At 54.8% G+C, this 15,683-nt stretch carries 16 protein-coding genes; 8 read left to right on the top strand and 8 right to left on the bottom strand.

Annotated features, from left to right (window positions below; genetic code table 11):
• Nucleotides 1-117: 117 nt before the first annotated feature.
• The 3 genes from ppdD to hofC are packed head-to-tail and all read left to right on the top strand — an operon-like array spanning nt 118 to nt 3,156.
• Nucleotides 118-570 carry a prepilin peptidase-dependent pilin gene (gene ppdD / locus E2F51_RS11150; protein ID WP_013200774.1) on the top strand — a complete coding sequence of 151 codons (453 nt, stop codon included), beginning with the start codon at nt 118-120 and terminating at the stop codon, nt 568-570.
• A complete protein-coding gene (gene gspE / locus E2F51_RS11145) occupies nt 570-1,964 on the top strand; it encodes a type II secretion system protein GspE (RefSeq protein WP_134824857.1) in 1,395 nt (464 codons plus the stop codon). The genes ppdD and gspE overlap by 1 nt, the downstream gene beginning before the upstream one ends.
• Nucleotides 1,957-3,156: a protein transport protein HofC gene (gene hofC, locus E2F51_RS11140; protein WP_134824858.1), complete on the top strand. Its 1,200-nt coding sequence runs from the start codon at nt 1,957-1,959 to the stop codon at nt 3,154-3,156. The genes gspE and hofC overlap by 8 nt, the downstream gene beginning before the upstream one ends.
• 128 nt (nt 3,157-3,284) lie before the next feature.
• On the opposite strand, the gene E2F51_RS11135 is transcribed toward hofC, so the two are convergent.
• Nucleotides 3,285-4,325, bottom strand: a complete 1,041-nt coding sequence (locus E2F51_RS11135) for a GMP reductase (RefSeq protein ID WP_013200771.1) — start codon at nt 4,323-4,325, stop codon at nt 3,285-3,287.
• A gap of 236 nt (nt 4,326-4,561) precedes the next feature.
• Here E2F51_RS11135 and coaE point away from each other — a divergent pair, with 236 nt between their 5' ends.
• Genes coaE through yacG form a run of 3 tightly spaced genes read left to right on the top strand, consistent with a single transcriptional unit; the run spans nt 4,562 to nt 6,142 of the window.
• Nucleotides 4,562-5,173: a dephospho-CoA kinase gene (coaE, locus tag E2F51_RS11130; protein WP_013200770.1), complete on the top strand. Its 612-nt coding sequence runs from the start codon at nt 4,562-4,564 to the stop codon at nt 5,171-5,173.
• A gap of 4 nt (nt 5,174-5,177) precedes the next feature.
• Nucleotides 5,178-5,921 (top strand): cell division protein ZapD, encoded by a 744-nt coding sequence (zapD, locus tag E2F51_RS11125; protein WP_134823482.1) that lies wholly within the window; start codon nt 5,178-5,180, stop codon nt 5,919-5,921.
• Nucleotides 5,922-5,932: 11 nt separating this feature from the next.
• The gene (yacG, locus tag E2F51_RS11120; protein WP_134823481.1) at nt 5,933-6,142 is read left to right on the top strand and encodes a DNA gyrase inhibitor YacG; all 210 of its coding nucleotides are present in this window, start codon (nt 5,933-5,935) and stop codon (nt 6,140-6,142) included.
• 31 nt (nt 6,143-6,173) lie between these two features.
• Here yacG and mutT read toward each other — a convergent pair whose 3' ends face one another.
• Nucleotides 6,174-6,569 (bottom strand): 8-oxo-dGTP diphosphatase MutT, encoded by a 396-nt coding sequence (gene mutT / locus E2F51_RS11115; RefSeq protein WP_013200767.1) that lies wholly within the window; start codon nt 6,567-6,569, stop codon nt 6,174-6,176.
• A gap of 201 nt (nt 6,570-6,770) precedes the next feature.
• Here mutT and E2F51_RS11110 point away from each other — a divergent pair, with 201 nt between their 5' ends.
• Nucleotides 6,771-7,466 carry an A24 family peptidase gene (locus E2F51_RS11110; protein WP_134823480.1) on the top strand — a complete coding sequence of 232 codons (696 nt, stop codon included), beginning with the start codon at nt 6,771-6,773 and terminating at the stop codon, nt 7,464-7,466.
• 50 nt (nt 7,467-7,516) lie between these two features.
• On the opposite strand, the gene secA is transcribed toward E2F51_RS11110, so the two are convergent.
• Together secA and secM are read right to left on the bottom strand one after the other, a co-directional pair.
• A complete protein-coding gene (gene secA, locus E2F51_RS11105; RefSeq protein ID WP_013200765.1) occupies nt 7,517-10,222 on the bottom strand; it encodes a preprotein translocase subunit SecA in 2,706 nt (901 codons plus the stop codon).
• Between the two features lie 76 nt (nt 10,223-10,298).
• Complete coding sequence (gene secM, locus E2F51_RS11100; RefSeq protein ID WP_053140249.1) at nt 10,299-10,799, bottom strand: secA translation cis-regulator SecM; 501 nt, start codon at nt 10,797-10,799, stop codon at nt 10,299-10,301.
• Between the two features lie 20 nt (nt 10,800-10,819).
• Between secM and E2F51_RS11095 the strand changes: the two genes are divergently transcribed.
• Nucleotides 10,820-11,335, top strand: coding sequence for a DUF721 domain-containing protein (locus tag E2F51_RS11095; protein WP_013200763.1), 516 nt, complete (start codon nt 10,820-10,822; stop codon nt 11,333-11,335).
• 8 nt (nt 11,336-11,343) lie between these two features.
• Here the strand turns inward: E2F51_RS11095 and lpxC are convergent, their stop codons facing one another.
• The 4 genes from lpxC to ftsQ all read right to left on the bottom strand — a co-directional run bounded on the left by lpxC (nt 11,344) and on the right by ftsQ (nt 15,683).
• A complete protein-coding gene (gene lpxC, locus E2F51_RS11090) occupies nt 11,344-12,261 on the bottom strand; it encodes a UDP-3-O-acyl-N-acetylglucosamine deacetylase (RefSeq protein WP_134823479.1) in 918 nt (305 codons plus the stop codon).
• 101 nt (nt 12,262-12,362) lie between these two features.
• A complete protein-coding gene (ftsZ, locus tag E2F51_RS11085) occupies nt 12,363-13,520 on the bottom strand; it encodes a cell division protein FtsZ (RefSeq protein WP_013200761.1) in 1,158 nt (385 codons plus the stop codon).
• Nucleotides 13,521-13,590: 70 nt separating this feature from the next.
• Nucleotides 13,591-14,847, bottom strand: coding sequence for a cell division protein FtsA (gene ftsA / locus E2F51_RS11080; RefSeq protein ID WP_013200760.1), 1,257 nt, complete (start codon nt 14,845-14,847; stop codon nt 13,591-13,593).
• Nucleotides 14,844-15,683: a cell division protein FtsQ gene (gene ftsQ / locus E2F51_RS11075; protein WP_134823478.1), complete on the bottom strand. Its 840-nt coding sequence runs from the start codon at nt 15,681-15,683 to the stop codon at nt 14,844-14,846. Before ftsQ ends, ftsA begins: the two co-directional genes overlap by 4 nt.

The raw sequence follows: 15,683 nt of genomic DNA, 5'->3' as shown, positions 1-15,683 counted from the left end.
GAATACTGCAACCGGTTAAAACTTCTTACGGCCCGCCCCGGCGTTGCCGGCTTTCGCCATGGCAGACTGATTTTTGCGGCGTTATCGTGCAGCCTCTTAATCACAAGGAGGTTTGGCATGAAACAGCAGCAAGGATTTACTCTGATCGAGCTGATGATCGTTATTGCCATCATCGCGATTTTAAGTGCCATAGGCTTGCCGGCGTATCAGGGCTATCTGCAAAAAGCGGCGCTCACCGATATGCTGCAAACCGCGCTTCCCTATAAAACTGCCGTCGATCTCTGTGCCATTGAGCATGGCGGGTTTGGCAATTGCAGTGAGGGAAGTAACGGTATCCCCAACGGCAAAGGATCGCGGTATGTTGCGGCGGTCGGCATTAATGCCGGGGTGATTTCACTGACCGGACAGGAGAGCCTCAGCGATCTGCGGGTCGCCATGCGGCCTGACTGGGATGCGGCGCAGGGTCAAATCAGCTGGCAACGCAGTTGCAGCAGCGCCCAGGCAAGCCTGAAAGAAGCCTGTGAGAATGTCTTCCGCTTCGATGACGATAGCAGCGGGGTGTCAGAATGATCCTCGAATCTACGCAACGTGCCGTAGAAGCACTTTGCCAACGCCATCACGCGGTGATCGTCAGTTTTACCGCCGAGCGGTTGCAGCTGGCGATGGCGACCCTGCCGGAAGAGGAGCTGCTCGCATCCCTGCGTTTTGCCACCCACTGTGCGCTGGACATTGAATGCTGGCCGGAGGCACGCCTTGAGCAGTTTCGACAGCAGCAGAAAAACGCCCCTTCTCAGCAACCCACCGCCGCAACCGATCGCGGCGCGCCAGATAAAATCCAGCAACTGTTACTGCTGGCCGTGCAGCGGCGCGCGTCGGATATTCATCTTGAACCGCAGGCCGGTTCGTTAAGGGTCCGCTTACGTGTCGATGGCGTGCTGCAAACCCTCTCCGGCAATGAACAGGATAACGCCGCAGCCTTGCTGGCACGGCTGAAAATATTGGCCAGTCTGGACATTACCGAACGCCGGACGCCCCAGGATGGCCAGTTTACCGTTGAGCTGAACGGTAACCCGGCGTCGTTCCGCCTCTCGACGTTGCCCACACAGTTTGGCGAAAAGGCCGTTATCAGGCTGCTGCAAAGCGAGCCGCAGGCGGTGGCGCTGGATAAGTTAGGCATGCCGCCTGCCCTGCTTAAGATTTATTGCCAGGCACTGGCGCGACCGCAGGGTTTGATTCTGGTGACGGGACCGACGGGCAGCGGGAAAACGTTCACGCTTTATAGCGGCTTAAATTCGCTGAACACGCCACAGCGTAATTTATGCAGCGTCGAAGACCCGATTGAGATCCCGCTGGCCGGGATAAACCAGACCCAGCTCCACCCGAAAGCCGGGCTGGACTTCAACCTGGTGCTACGCGCCCTGCTGCGCCAGGATCCGGACGTGATTATGCTGGGCGAGATCCGCGATCGGGAAACGGCAGAAACGGCGGTGAAGGCTGCGCAAACCGGTCACCTGGTGCTGTCGACACTGCATACCAACTCCACTCTGGAAACCTTAACCCGCCTTGGACAGATTGGCATTCCAGGTTACCTGCTCGCTTCAGCCCTAAAGCTGATTGTCGCCCAGCGGCTGGTGCGTCGTCTTTGCCCGCACTGCCGGCAGAAAAGCGAGGCTGTCGCCCACTTCCCGCCCGCTATCTGGCCCGGCACCGTGCAAAACTGGCAGGCACCGGGTTGTGAGCGTTGCTACTCGGGCTTTTATGGCAGGCTGGCACTGTTCGAGATGCTGCCGATCACCGCGCGGCTGCAAAATGCGATTGCCGCTAACAGCACGGCAGAGCAGCTTGAAATGATTGCCCGCCAGCATGGAAGAAACTCGCTGTTTATCGAAGGACTGCATTGCGTCAATCGTGGCGACACTACCCTTGAGGAACTGAACAGGATCGTCGGCAACAATGATGGCTGAACCTTACCTGTTTCGCTGGCAGGCGATGGATCAAAGCGGCAGGTTGGTTGAAGGTGCCCTGTTTTGCCAAAGCCAGCAGGAGGTGATGGATCGCCTGCTGGCTGACGGGCTAATGCCACTGTCGCTCTCTGCCGCTAAACGCTACCGGGCGCGTGAGTGGCAATGGGCACAGAAAATTGCCTTCTTTCGTCAGCTGGCGACGCTGTTGAAGGCCGGTCTGACCCTGTCTGCCAGTCTGAATCTGCTGGCGGAAGAGCATCCTCATCCCGGTTGGCAGGCATTGTTCAGGCAGCTGGAAAACAACGTGGCGGAAGGCATGCCCTTTTCTGACGCGCTGGCGCTGTGGCCGCAGGTCTTCCCACCGCTGTTTCCGGCATTGATGTACGTTGGCGAGTTAACCGGCAGGATCGATGAGTGCTGTCTGCAACTGGCCTGTCAGCAGGAGCGCCAGCAGCAACTGCAAAAGAAGGTGACGAAAGCGCTACGCTACCCTTTGTTTATCCTGTCGCTGGCTCTGTTGGTCAGCATTGGCATGCTGGTGTTTGTGCTGCCGGAATTTATGTCTGTCTATCAGGCTTTCAATGCGCCGCTACCGGCGTTCACTGCGGGCGTCATCGCGCTTTCTGGGGGGTTACAGCATTACGGTTTTCAGTTGCTGGTAGGTCTGACGGTTCTGGCCTTCAGCTGGCGCTGGCAGACCAAACGCTCCCCGGAATGGCAAAAGAGGGAGCAGCGCTGGCTGTTAGCCTTACCGCTAACGGGCAAGCTGTATCAGGGCGGGCTGTTAAGCCGGATATTTATGACGCTGGCACTGACGCAGCAGGCCGGGCTGACACTGCTACAAAGCTTGCAGGCGGTGGAGAAAACGCTGACCTCATTGCTGTGGCGTGAAGCGATCCAACAGCTTAAACACCACATTGCCACTGGCTATCCGCTTTACCAGGCCCTGAAGCAACACCCGCTTTTCAGCCCGGTGTGTTATCAGCTGATAAAAGTGGGTGAAGAGTCTGGCTCACTGGACAGCATGCTGGAACGGCTGGGAGAATTACATGAAGAGATGACGCATGAGCTGGCAGACAATCTGGCCGCCGCGCTGGAACCGATGATGATGGTGATTACCGGGGTGCTGGTGGGCGCGTTGGTCATTGCTATGTATCTGCCCATCTTCAATCTGGGGGATGCGTTGGGATAAAGGTAAATCCAGCCTGCCATGGATGTTAGCTGGCTGGATTAGCGCGCCGTTAAGCGGACAATGGCGGTGGCGCGTTGCCAGTTGCCTGGCGCCGGTTGCCGGTTGCCCGCGAAGGTAACGCGAACAGGCTAGCGGTTAAATACGCGGTTTTCCTGCTCGTTAACCCGAATAAAGGTGGTGCGCTTGGTCAACTCTTTCAAATGCTCAGCACCGACATAGGTACAGGCTGAACGCAGGCCGCCAAGGATATCGCGCACGGTGTTGTCGACCGGGCCACGGAAGGGGATCTTAACGGTTTTACCTTCCGCTGCGCGATAACCCGCCACGCCGCCAACATGGCGCTTCATCGCAGATTCGGAGCTCATGCCGTAGAACAGCATAAACGCTTCGCCCTCTTCTTCCACCAGCGTGCCCTCGCACTCTTCATGGGCTGCCAGCATACCGCCAAGCATCACAAAATCAGCCCCGCCGCCGAACGCTTTTGCCACATCGCCTGGCATAGAACAGCCGCCATCGCTGACAATTTGCCCGCCGAGGCCATGCGCCGCATCGGCACACTCAATCACCGCAGAAAGCTGCGGATAGCCCACGCCCGTTTTAACCCGGGTGGTGCAAACTGAACCCGGACCAATGCCCACTTTGACAATGTCTGCGCCAGAGAGGATCAGTTCTTCAACCATTTCCCCGGTCACCACATTGCCTGCACAGATGGTTTTGCCCGGACAGGCTTCACGGGCACGCTGCAGAAACTCTACGAAATGTTCGGAGTAGCCGTTAGCCACATCGATACAGATGAAATTCAGCAGTGGCGAAAGCGCCAGAATCTGCTTCATCTTGATGAAGTCGGCATCGGAAGTGCCGGTAGAGACCATCACATGCTTCAGCACATTTTCAGGCACACGGGAGACGAACTGCTGCCATTGCTCAACACTGTAATGTTTATGCACCGCGGTGAGCATATCAAAGGACGCCAGCGCTTCGGCCATAGTAAAGGTGCCCACGGTATCCATATTGGCAGCAATGATCGGCACACCTGACCAGGCTACACCGGAATGTTTGAAGGTAAATTGACGGGTAAGTTCTACCTGAGAGCGGCTTTTCAGCGTGGAACGCTTTGGCCGAATAAGGACATCTTTAAAGCCTAATTTAATATCTTCTTCAATACGCATGATAGATTTCCTGGTTGATGGCGCGAAAGTCAGCAATTGCCAGCTCCAGTGACGCTATCATACGCGCTAAAATCGCGCGGACAAGACTGCGAAAGCAGGTTTATTTACGCTACAATCTCATAAATTTATCTGCTATCCGCTCGTGTGACCGGTGCCTCATTTTTAAGCCAGTAGCCGCCTTGTTAATCCTCCGCGATACCGACTGCCCACACTCAGAGCCAGGAGAGAAGAGGCTTATGCGCTATACTGTTGCGCTGACCGGTGGCATCGGCAGCGGAAAAACCACCATTGCCAACGCCTTTGCCGACAGAGGTGTGGATATCGTCGATGCTGATGTGATTGCCCGTCAGGTCGTCGAGCCAGGCCAGCCAGCGCTTGCCGCGATCCGCCAGCGATTTGGCGCAGACGTGATGCAAAGTGATGGCAGCCTCGATCGTAAAGCGCTGCGTCAGCGCATTTTCACTTCGGGGGAGGATAAAACCTGGCTCAACGCCCTGCTCCATCCCCTTATTCAGGCAGAAACACGCCGCCAGCTCGCGCTAACTCACTCCGTTTGGTGTTTGTGGGTCGTGCCGCTCCTGGTTGAAAATAATCTTCAGCATCTGGCGAACCGGGTGCTGGTCGTCGACGTGGATCGTGAGACCCAGTTAAGACGCACCATCGCCAGGGATGGTATCAGCCGCGAACAGGCGGAACATATTCTGGCTGCCCAGGTATCGCGCGAACAGCGCCTTGCGGTAGCAGACGACATTATTGATAACGGCGGGTCACCCGAGTCGGTGACCGCGCGCGTTGCCCTGCTTGACCAGCAATATCGCCAGCTGGCCGGGGCCATTGACCAGGATTAACAGCATGAGCACAACGATTCTATTTGAGTACCCACTGAACGAAAAAATGCGCACCTGGCTAAGAATCGAGTTTTTAATCAGCCAGTTAGAGAGCAGCCGAACCATCACCGATCCTCTTGGAGCACTGACCTTTTTCCGTAACGCGGCCGAACTGCTTGATGTGTTTGAACGCGGCGAATTACGCACTGATATTGTGAAAGAGCTGGAAAAACAGCAGCAGAAATTGCGCGCCTGGGCGGATGTGCCGGGTGTGGCTATGGAACTGATCGATACGCTGCGCGACAAGCTTAAAGCCTGTTCCGGCACGCTGATGGCCGCCCCACGAATGGGTCAGCTGATGCGTGAAGATCGTCTGATTGGCCTGGTACGCCAGCGGCTGAGTATTCCCGGCGGCTGTTGCAGCTTCGATCTGCCGACTCTGCATATCTGGCTACATGTCGCACAGGAACAGCGTGATGCCCAGGTTGCGGTCTGGATGGAGTCGCTGATGCCCATCCGCGAAGCGCTGACCCAAATTCTGGATTTGATCCGTCAGTCTGGTGAGTTCCGCACGCAAACCAGCGTCAACGGTTTTTTCCAGGACAACGGCGAAGGTGCCGAGCTCCTTCGGCTTCAGCTTTCGCTGGATGATTCCCTATACCCGCAGGTTTCCGGTCACAAAAGCCGCTATGCAATTCGTTTTCTGCCATTAGACAGTGAACGCGGTGAAGTGCCGGCACGCCTCGATTTTGAACTTGCCTGTTGTTAAGGTTTTGCCTGATGAATAAAGATGATGTGATAGTTGTTAACTGCCCGACCTGTGCGAAAGAGGTGATTTGGGATGAACTGAGTCCGTGGCGGCCATTTTGCTGCAAACGCTGCCAGTTAATCGACCTTGGGGAATGGGCTGCGGAAGAAAAGCGTATTGCCAGCAATGACCAGCATTCAGAAAGCGTAGGCTGGAGCGAGCACGACCCAAACCACGATTAAGATGCTCCCGCCATCGCTGGCGGGAAGCTTGTTAAAGCACTTCGGCCAGCAGTCGACGAACGATTGCGGCGTTGGCGGGAGGAAATTCATCCGCCACCAATTCCCGTTGCGGTACCCAGCGCTGCGGTTGCCCTTCGCGGCCATAGGGTTCTCCCTGCCAGCGATCGACAATAAAGAAGTGTAGCGTCACGTGGAAACTGCTGTCGCCATGCTCACCTGAGCCATACGCCACGGCGTTTTCAACCTCAATGCCCGTCTCTTCATGCAGCTCACGCTTCAGCGCCTCTTCAGGCGTTTCACCTGCTTCAATTTTGCCACCCGGGAACTCCCACATGTTCGCCATATGCGAGCTGGCTGAACGCCGTGCGAGGAAAATATTCTGGTTTTGATCGCGGATAATTCCTACCGCCACTTGCAGCTGCTTCATTCACTTTCACTCTGAGAAACTTTACACCTCGCCACTATTCCAGCGTTAACGGGGAATGGCAAGCCAGAATCCGCCTGTTTCGAGCCCGCCCGAAAATCTGCTTTGCAAGGCGATGTAATCATCTTGTGCACCTTCTGAGGCCTCAACTCAGGCGTATAGTACCGGCAGACGCTACTGAAGCATGGGGACCAGGGAGGGGAAATGATGGTGCAGGCATTACAGGGATCGGGGCTGTTATGGGCAAATGGCGTCTGGCTAACGACAGGCCTTATCGGCGCGATGATGGGCAGCCTGGTCTGGCTACTGAGTGGCTGGTTGCCCGCTAAGATACGGGGTGTGTCCTTCGAGATCAGCCGTGAAAATATTCCCGGCTTCTGGCTGCTGCCAACGCTCTGTTGCGGCATTTCATTGCTGGTAGCCGCAGTGCTCCCCGCCCGTCTGCTGCCCGCTTCCCTGTTGTTAAGCTGGATACTGCTGGCGTTGATCGTTATCGACCTGCGCTATCTGCTGCTTCCCGATGTACTGACCCTTGCACTGCTGTGGCTGGGATTGCTGGGCAACGTCGCAGGCGTGATTTCCTCAGCGCTTCTCACCGAGGCGGTGCTTGGCGCGGCGGCTGGCTTTACGGTGCTGGCGCTACTTTCATATGGCTACCGGATGGTCTGCAAAAAAGAAGGACTGGGGCTGGGAGATGCGAAGCTGCTTGCCGCACTGGGTGCCTGGCTCGGGGTGTACTGGCTGCCCATACTGGTGCTGATGGCCTCGCTCGCCTCGCTAATTGCTTTAGGCATAATGCAGTGGGTATCAGGACGTCCATTGCGCGATCCCTTTCCATTTGGCGCGGCGCTGGCAGTTAGCGGCTGGTTATTGTTTATCTGCAACCCTGTTGTGGCATAAAAAAAGGGCCGGAGAATCTTCTCCAGCCCTCTTATGCTCACCGTCTGCTGTTAAGCAAGACGACCGTGACACTGCTTGTATTTTTTACCAGAACCACATGGGCAAAGATCGTTACGGCCAACTTTACGCTCGCCGGTTTGATCTGCCATCTCGATGGCGGCTTCGGTTTCAACATCAACGTGGCTCAGCTGCTGCTGGCTAGCCAGGCGTTCCGCTTCTTCACGGCGCTGCTCTTCCATTGCTTCCACTTCTTCAGGCATACGTACCTGAACTTTGCACAGCGTACTGATCACTTCGTATTTCAGTGATTCCAGCATCGCAGCAAACATGGCGAAGGATTCACGCTTGTATTCCTGCTTCGGATCCTTCTGCGCATAACCACGCAGGTGGATACCCTGACGCAGGTAATCCATCGCGGCCAGGTGCTCTTTCCACAAGGAATCCAGCGTTTGCAGCATGACGCCTTTCTCGAAGTTACGCATCATCTCGACGCCAACCACTTCTTCTTTGCGCAGATACTGCTCTTTCGCATGTTGCATGATGCGCTCACGCAGCGTCTCTTCATGCAGTTCTGGCTCTTTATCCAGCCATTCTGCTACTGGCATATCCAGATCGAAGTCGTTTTTCAGACGCTCTTGCAGACCTTTCACATCCCACATTTCTTCCAGGGACTGCGGTGGAATGAAGGTGTCCAGCGTGGTTTTGAACACGTCTTCGCGGATGCTGCTGATGGTTTCTGAAACGTCAGACACGTCCAGCAGTTCATTACGCTGAGAGTAAATCGCACGACGCTGATCGTTAGCAACGTCATCATATTCCAGCAACTGCTTACGAATATCGAAGTTACGGCTTTCCACTTTCCGCTGGGCGTTAGCGATCGCTTTGGTCACCCACGGGTGTTCAATCGCTTCGCCAGGCTTCATGCCCAGTTTACGCATCATATTAGACACGCGATCGGAGGCGAAAATACGCATCAACGCATCTTCCATCGACAGGTAGAAGCGGGATGAACCGTTATCACCCTGACGACCCGAACGGCCGCGCAACTGGTTATCGATACGGCGTGATTCATGACGCTCGGTACCAATGATGTGCAGACCGCCCGATGCCAGTACCGCATCATGACGAATTTTCCAGGCGCTCTTGATCGCGTCGATCTGTTCTGCGGTTGGATTTTCCAGTTCAGCAATTTCTGCCTGCCAGCTGCCGCCCAGCACGATGTCCGTACCACGACCCGCCATGTTGGTGGCGATGGTGACGGCACCTGGCTGACCAGCCTGCGCCACGATATCTGCTTCGCGGGCGTGGAATTTGGCGTTCAGTACCGCGTGCTCGATCTTGGCAAGTGAAAGCTGCTCAGAAACCACTTCGGATTTCTCAATGGAGATGGTACCCACCAGTACCGGCTGACCATTCGCGGTCCGCTCGCGGATGTCTTCGATGATCGCGTCAATCTTCTCTTTCTCGGTCATATAGACCAGATCGGCCAGATCTTTACGCACCATCGGACGGTTGGTTGGTACAACAATAGTTTCCAGCTTATAGATCGAGCTGAATTCGAACGCTTCGGTGTCCGCTGTACCGGTCATCCCGGCCAGTTTGTTGTAAAGACGGAAGTAGTTCTGGAAAGTGATGGAAGCCAGAGTCTGGTTCTCATTCTGGATTTCCACGCCTTCTTTCGCTTCAATTGCCTGATGCAGACCGTCAGACCAGCGACGTCCCTGCATGGTACGGCCGGTGTGTTCATCAACGATGATCACTTCGCCGTCTTTTACAATGTAGTCAACGTCGCGGGTGAACAGCACATGAGAACGCAGAGCGGCGGTCACATGGTGCATCATCATGATGTTGCCTGGGGAGTACAGCGACTCGCCCTCTTCCATGATGCCTTCGCTGACCATCAGCTCTTCAATCGCCACCAGACCCCGTTCGGTCAGGTGAACCTGGCGGGCTTTCTCATCTACTGAGAAGTGGCCTTCGCCCTGGAAGCTGTCGGAATCTTCTTTTTCCTGACGGATCAGGCTTGGGATGATTTTGTTGACCTTAATATACAGCTCAGAGCTGTCTTCCGCCGGACCCGAGATGATCAGTGGGGTACGGGCTTCATCGATCAGGATGGAGTCAACCTCATCCACCAGCGCATAGTTCAGCTTACGCTGTACACGGTCTTCAGGGCTGAAGGCCATGTTGTCACGCAGGTAGTCGAAGCCGTATTCGTTGTTGGTGCCGTAGGTAATATCGGCTGCATACGCTTCACGCTTGGCCGGTGCAGGCATACCTGGCAGGTTGATACCAATGCTCAGGCCAAGGAACTCGAACAGCGCACGGTTGTTTTCCGCATCACGAGAGGCCAGATAGTCATTGACCGTGACCACGTGGACGCCTTCGCCGCTCAGGGCATTCAGGTATGCTGGCAGCGTTGCGGTCAGAGTTTTACCCTCACCAGTACGCATTTCAGCGATGCAACGGTCATTCAGTACCATACCGCCCAGCAGCTGTACGTCGAAGTGACGCATACCAAATACACGCTTACTGGCTTCACGAACGGTAGCAAAGGCTTCCGGGATCAGGTTTTCCAGTACTTCGCCTTTTGCCAGACGGGCGCGGAACTCAACGGTTTTTGCCTTCAGCTCATCATCAGACAGCTTCTCAAAATCCGGTTCCATTTTGGTGATCTGATCGACGACTTTGCGCATACGGCGCAGGGTGCGGTCATTGCTACTGCCAAAAACTTTGGTTAATAATTTGATTAACATAGTAAATACTTTCTCTCAGCCACCACATGACGTGGTGAAGCGCTTAATTATAAGTTAGGTGTAATGAACGTTGACGTTACGCGAGAGAGGCAGGTCCGGCACGAATGCCCTGAACCTGAGCAAGCCACAGGCCGGTCTGATAACGGGGTTTTGCTGCGCTCTGAGGCTCAGTGGTCTGACGAATGATCGTCGGCGGTCTGGCTTCGTGCGTCAGTAAGGCGTTCAGCGTATCCAACAGCGCCAGTTTCTGCACTTCGAGCGGCATAACCTGCTCGGCAGTGGGCTGATTGGCTGGCGTTAGCGTGAAGGAGAGATGACGAATAACGGTGCGGATGGCATGCTGATGCCAGTAATCCACGTTAAAATTAGGACGACGGACGCTTTCCTGCAGCAGTGCGAGGCTGTCGAAGCGCACGCCATTGCTGATATTCAGGCTTCGGGAGGCGGTTTCTGGTAAAGTTGTCCGGTCGCTGGCAGCGTGAGGCAGGCCAAGACCAGCCGCGACCATCCCCAACAGGAGATGCGGCCAGAAATAACGTCTGCCAAGTTGTCGCCAACGATTTAGAATCCCGATCACTGTTTCCGCCGGAGCTTGCTATGCGTGATAGTCGCCCGCATTCAATTGAAAATTTATTCGAAGTCACCGATGCCAAAGGTATGCTGCAATCCATTCAGCAGCGCGCCATTGCGCTAAACAAACTGAACCGGGCCGTGCAGGGTATTCTTCCTGCGCAGATGCATCCCTGGTGCCGCGTGGCCAATTTTCGCCAGGGCATTCTGGTGCTCGAAACCGCTAATGCCAGTTGGATGATGCGCTTACGCTATGAACAATCCAGCCTGCTGTCAGCTTTACGAGCGCAAATATTACCATCATTGACGGCAATCGACATCACGATAAATCCTTCACTGGCAGCAAAAGGGCAGGAAAGCGTGCAAAAAAGCGGCGGTCGACCTGAAGCAGAAGAAAATTCGCCGGGACGTCAGCTGAGTGAACAGAGTGCGGAGATACTGCGGAGTGTGGCGAGCCGGGGCTCTGAAAAACTGAAGAAGACAATAGAACGACTGGCCTCACTGGCCGGAGAGAGTACCAGCTCAACCAGTCGTAATAAGTAATGCTGACTTTATGCCCACACCAGATTTGGTGCTCTGAAGGTCACTGGCAACTCGGCTTCGTCCTCGAACGTTGCCCATTCCCAGGCTTCTTGCTTAGCCAGAACCGCCTGAAGCAGCTTGTTGTTTAATGCATGACCTGATTTATAGGCAGTGAATGCGCCGATAATGTTGTGGCCACACATAAACAGGTCACCAATGGCATCCAGCATTTTGTGACGGACGAATTCGTCTTCAAAGCGTAAACCGTCTTCGTTCAATACGCGGTAATCCTCCACCACGATTGCACAGTCAAAGCTGCCGCCGAGACACAGGCCACGGGACTGCAATGCTTCGATATCACGCATAAAGCCGAACGTACGGGCACGACTGATCTGACGCGCAAAGGCTTCAGCAGAGAAATCCATGCTGTAGCGCTGTGAACCGGAATCGATCGCCGGATGGTTAAAGTCGATGGTGAAATCCAACTTAAAACCGTTGTGCGGCGTAAATTCGGCCCATTTGTCACCATCTTCAACCCGGACTGGCTGTTTGATGCGGACAAATTTCTTCGCAGAATTCAGTTCTTCGATGCCTGCGTCCATCAGCAGATAAACAAAGGGGGCGGCGCTGCCATCCATAATAGGAATTTCTGGCGCGTTCACTTCCACCACGATGTTATCGATGCCCAGACCCGCAAGTGCTGCGTTCAGGTGTTCGACTGTCGAAATACGCACGTCATGCTCATTAACCAGGCAAGTACAGAGCATGGTATCACGCACGGATTTGGCATCAGCCGGGAAATCTACCGGGGGATTCAAGTCAGTGCGACGATAGATGACCCCGGTATTAGCCGACGCGGGGCGCAACGTCAGCGTGACTTTTTTGCCGGTATGTAAACCGACTCCAGTCGTCTGAACGATACGTTTTAATGTCCGTTGTTTGATCATCGTATTATCTCGCAAAATTACTCATCCGACCGCCAGTATAACTTACTGACGGGCGAACATTTTAACACAAAGAGCGGAGAATCCCAATTCTCAGGAAATTCCTAATCCGCCTGCTTACGCAGGAAGGCTGGAATATCAAGATAATCAGGCTCTTTGTTAGTCTGCGTGCTCGGATCGTTGACCACTTTAGCGGCGGGTTTCTGCTCCTGAGGAAGCGGTGCCATACCGTGCTGCTGGTAACGGTGATCCATCACTGGCTGAGTCTGCTGCTGCTTGTTGGTGACCAGGGTAATCTCTGGACGCTTGTCCATGCCAATACCGGTAGCCACGACGGTTACGCGCAGTTCGTCGTTCATTTCCGGGTCCAGCGAGGTACCGATAACCACGGTCGCATTGTCAGAAGCAAACGCACGGATGGTGTTACCCACCGTTTCAAACTCATCGAGACGCAGGTCGAAGCCCGCGGTGATGTTAACCAGCACACCACGCGCGCCAGACAGGTCGATATCTTCCAACAGTGGGCTGGAAATCGCCATTTCGGCTGCTTCTTCTGCACGGTCTTCACCGCACGCCACGCCAGAACCCATCATCGCGTAGCCCATTTCGGACATCACGGTGCGCACGTCAGCAAAGTCGACGTTCATCAGGCCAGGACGGGTAATCAGTTCGGCAATACCCTGCACAGCGCCTTTCAGCACGTCGTTCGCTGCGCCAAACGCGTCCAGCAGTGAGATACCACGGCCGAGCACTTTCAGCAGCTTGTCGTTTGGAATAGTAATCAGTGAATCGACATGCTTGGACAGCTCAGCGATACCCTGCTCGGCGAATGCCATGCGCTTCTTGCCTTCAAAATTGAAAGGCTTGGTCACCACAGCAACCGTCAGGATACCCAATTCTTTTGCAACTTCAGCGACAACTGGCGCTGCACCGGTACCGGTACCGCCGCCCATGCCTGCAGCGATGAACACCATGTCTGCACCATCAAGTGCCTGACGCAGTGCTTCACGGTCTTCTTCTGCCGAGTTACGACCCACTTCCGGGTTCGCGCCGGCACCCAGACCTTTGGTAATACCATTACCAATCTGGATAGTCTGGCCAACCGCAGTCTTACGTAACGCCTGCGCGTCCGTGTTTACTGCGAAGAACTCAACGCCTTCGATGCGCTCACGCACCATATGCTCTACGGCGTTGCCGCCGCCGCCGCCGACGCCGATGACTTTAATCACCGCGTCATTGGTTAATTCCATTGGTTCAAACATAATTTCTCTCCGTTATGTGCCTGTCGCCTGGAGATCATAAAAAGTCTAGCATGATCCCCTTTTCTCTAAATTAAAACTCTTTTCTCAGCCAGCTGTTGATTCGTTTGAACCAGTTGCCCACTGAGGCTCTTTTTTCTACATCCGCCTCACCGTTAAGGTGTGACTCTTTTCCGTAGTGCAGTAAGCCAACCGCTGTTGAGTAGTACGGCTCCTGCGCGTAATCCGTTAATCCTGTGATGTTTAACGGCTGTCCGATACGCACCTGCGTGTGGAACACACGCTGGGCGCAAGCCGCTAATCCTTCAATTTGTGCTGCGCCACCGGTCAGGACGATACCCGCTGCCAGATGGTGCTTAACGCCCTGTTGGCGAAGCTGTTCCTGCAACTGCAGGATCTCGTCATTGACCAGATTCAGCAGTTCGGTGTAGCGAGGTTCAATCACCTCTGCCAGCGTCTGACGCTGCAGACTTCTCGGTGGACGTCCACCGACGCTTGGCACTTCGACGTTTTCGTCTTTACCGACGATGGAACCCAGCGCGCAACCGTGGCGAACTTTAATCGCTTCCGCATCGGTCGGCGGTGTGCCAAACGCATAAGCGATATCGCTGGTGACAACATTACCTGCATACGGGATCACCTTGGTGTGACGCAGCGCGCCACCGGTGTAAACCGCGATATCCATGGTGCCGCCGCCAACGTCCACTACGCAGACGCCCAGCTCACGCTCATCTTCAGTCAGCACCGCAAAGCTGGATGCCAGACCGGCGAAAATCAATTGGTCAACTTTCAGGCCACATCGTTCAACGGCTTTTACAATGTTTTTCGCCATATCGTTGTGACAGGTGATCAAATGCACTTTTGCCTGCATTCTCACGCCGGACAAGCCGACCGGATTTTTGATCCCTTCCTGATAGTCGATCGCATATTCTTGCGGAATAACATGGAGGATGCGGTGCTCGTCACGAACACGGACGGATTTGGCGGTGTGTACCACGTTCTCCACATCTTCCTGTGTCACTTCCTCTTCGGAAATAGGAACCATCCCTATTTCGTTCTGGCAACTGATGTGTTTGCCCGATAATGCAAGGTAAACCGACGAAATCTGGCAATCAGCCATCAGCTCAGCCTGGTCGATCGCGCGCTGAACACATTTGACCACGGATTCGAGGTCGTTCACCCCGCCTTTATCCATTCCGCGGGAAGGACAGCTGCCCACGCCAATGATATTGACCATGCCATCCGGCAGAATTTCCCCTACCAAAGCGGCAACCTTCGCGGTGCCAATCTCGAGTCCAACTACCAGTTTTCTGTCCGTCGACTTGATCATTGTTGTTTAACCTGTGCCTGATTCTGTTGCTGATTATTGTCGGGGGTCTTAATTTCTGCCGGTGCCCATCCTACTGCCGCGCCAGAGTCGTACCGCAGATCCCCGTAAGTGATACGTTTGTTTTCTGCCTGTCCCTGCTGCTGCAGCGTGGGGTAAAGCTGAATGAAACGTTTCAAACGCTTCATATCTTCGTTGCGTCCCAGTTCCAGACGGACATCATCGCTCAACACCAGTTGCCAGGACCGCCTTGCGGTCATCGACGCCACCTTCAATTTAAATTTGCTTGCCGCCAGCAGATCGCTCATCTGGTGATAGCCGGTCAGCACTTCTGTTTCGCTCCCTTCCGGGCCATACAGCATTGGCATCTCTTCCTTGCCAATGTGGTTAGCCGGCACGGAGAATGACTTTCCGTCTGCATCAACCATATGCAGGTCGTTCCAACGCGCAACGGGCACATACTCAACCAGGTGGATCTTCAGCTCGTCAGGCCATTGCTTGCGCACGCTGACCTGCTGGATCCCCGGCAGACGTTCAATCTGCTGCTGGATGACGTCGACATCCTGGGACATAAACGTTCCCGGCGCGCCAAGCGATAAAATCGCCTGGCGAATATCGTCGTTGGTGGTGTAATGCGTCTGCCCGGTCACCACCAGCTTTGACAGCGGTTGCCTTGAGGCATCATCCCTCCACTTCACCACCACAAATCCGGCGGCGAACACCACGCCAAGCACTATCGTCAGAAAGATGATGCCTGCCAGTCTGGAGCCATTACTGCGCCCGGATCGCGCTTTTTCCTGCGCCTCGCGGTTTCGAACATTCAGAGCAGCCTGGGACAT

The sequence above is a fragment of the Erwinia sp. QL-Z3 genome, from assembly GCF_004551645.1.
GTDB classification, from domain to species: Bacteria; Pseudomonadota; Gammaproteobacteria; order Enterobacterales; family Enterobacteriaceae; genus Erwinia; species Erwinia billingiae.
Note: the sequence above shows the minus strand (reverse complement) of the source record. Positions and strands in the feature narration are given on the sequence as shown.

What these genes read in the sequence shown, in the direction of transcription:
- coaE (WP_013200770.1), top strand. Translation starts at nt 4,562, where the DNA reads ATGCGCTATACTGTTGCGCTGACCGGTGGCATCGGCAGCGGAAAAACC.
- yacG (WP_134823481.1), top strand. Translation starts at nt 5,933, where the DNA reads ATGAATAAAGATGATGTGATAGTTGTTAACTGCCCGACCTGTGCGAAA.
- E2F51_RS11095 (WP_013200763.1), top strand. Translation starts at nt 10,820, where the DNA reads ATGCGTGATAGTCGCCCGCATTCAATTGAAAATTTATTCGAAGTCACC.
- E2F51_RS11110 (WP_134823480.1), top strand. Translation starts at nt 6,771, where the DNA reads ATGATGGTGCAGGCATTACAGGGATCGGGGCTGTTATGGGCAAATGGC.
- ftsZ (WP_013200761.1), bottom strand. Translation starts at nt 13,520, where the DNA reads ATGTTTGAACCAATGGAATTAACCAATGACGCGGTGATTAAAGTCATC.
- ftsA (WP_013200760.1), bottom strand. Translation starts at nt 14,847, where the DNA reads ATGATCAAGTCGACGGACAGAAAACTGGTAGTTGGACTCGAGATTGGC.
- secA (WP_013200765.1), bottom strand. Translation starts at nt 10,222, where the DNA reads ATGTTAATCAAATTATTAACCAAAGTTTTTGGCAGTAGCAATGACCGC.
- mutT (WP_013200767.1), bottom strand. Translation starts at nt 6,569, where the DNA reads ATGAAGCAGCTGCAAGTGGCGGTAGGAATTATCCGCGATCAAAACCAG.
- lpxC (WP_134823479.1), bottom strand. Translation starts at nt 12,261, where the DNA reads ATGATCAAACAACGGACATTAAAACGTATCGTTCAGACGACTGGAGTC.
- zapD (WP_134823482.1), top strand. Translation starts at nt 5,178, where the DNA reads ATGAGCACAACGATTCTATTTGAGTACCCACTGAACGAAAAAATGCGC.
- ftsQ (WP_134823478.1), bottom strand. Translation starts at nt 15,683, where the DNA reads ATGTCCCAGGCTGCTCTGAATGTTCGAAACCGCGAGGCGCAGGAAAAA.
- hofC (WP_134824858.1), top strand. Translation starts at nt 1,957, where the DNA reads ATGGCTGAACCTTACCTGTTTCGCTGGCAGGCGATGGATCAAAGCGGC.
- E2F51_RS11135 (WP_013200771.1), bottom strand. Translation starts at nt 4,325, where the DNA reads ATGCGTATTGAAGAAGATATTAAATTAGGCTTTAAAGATGTCCTTATT.
- ppdD (WP_013200774.1), top strand. Translation starts at nt 118, where the DNA reads ATGAAACAGCAGCAAGGATTTACTCTGATCGAGCTGATGATCGTTATT.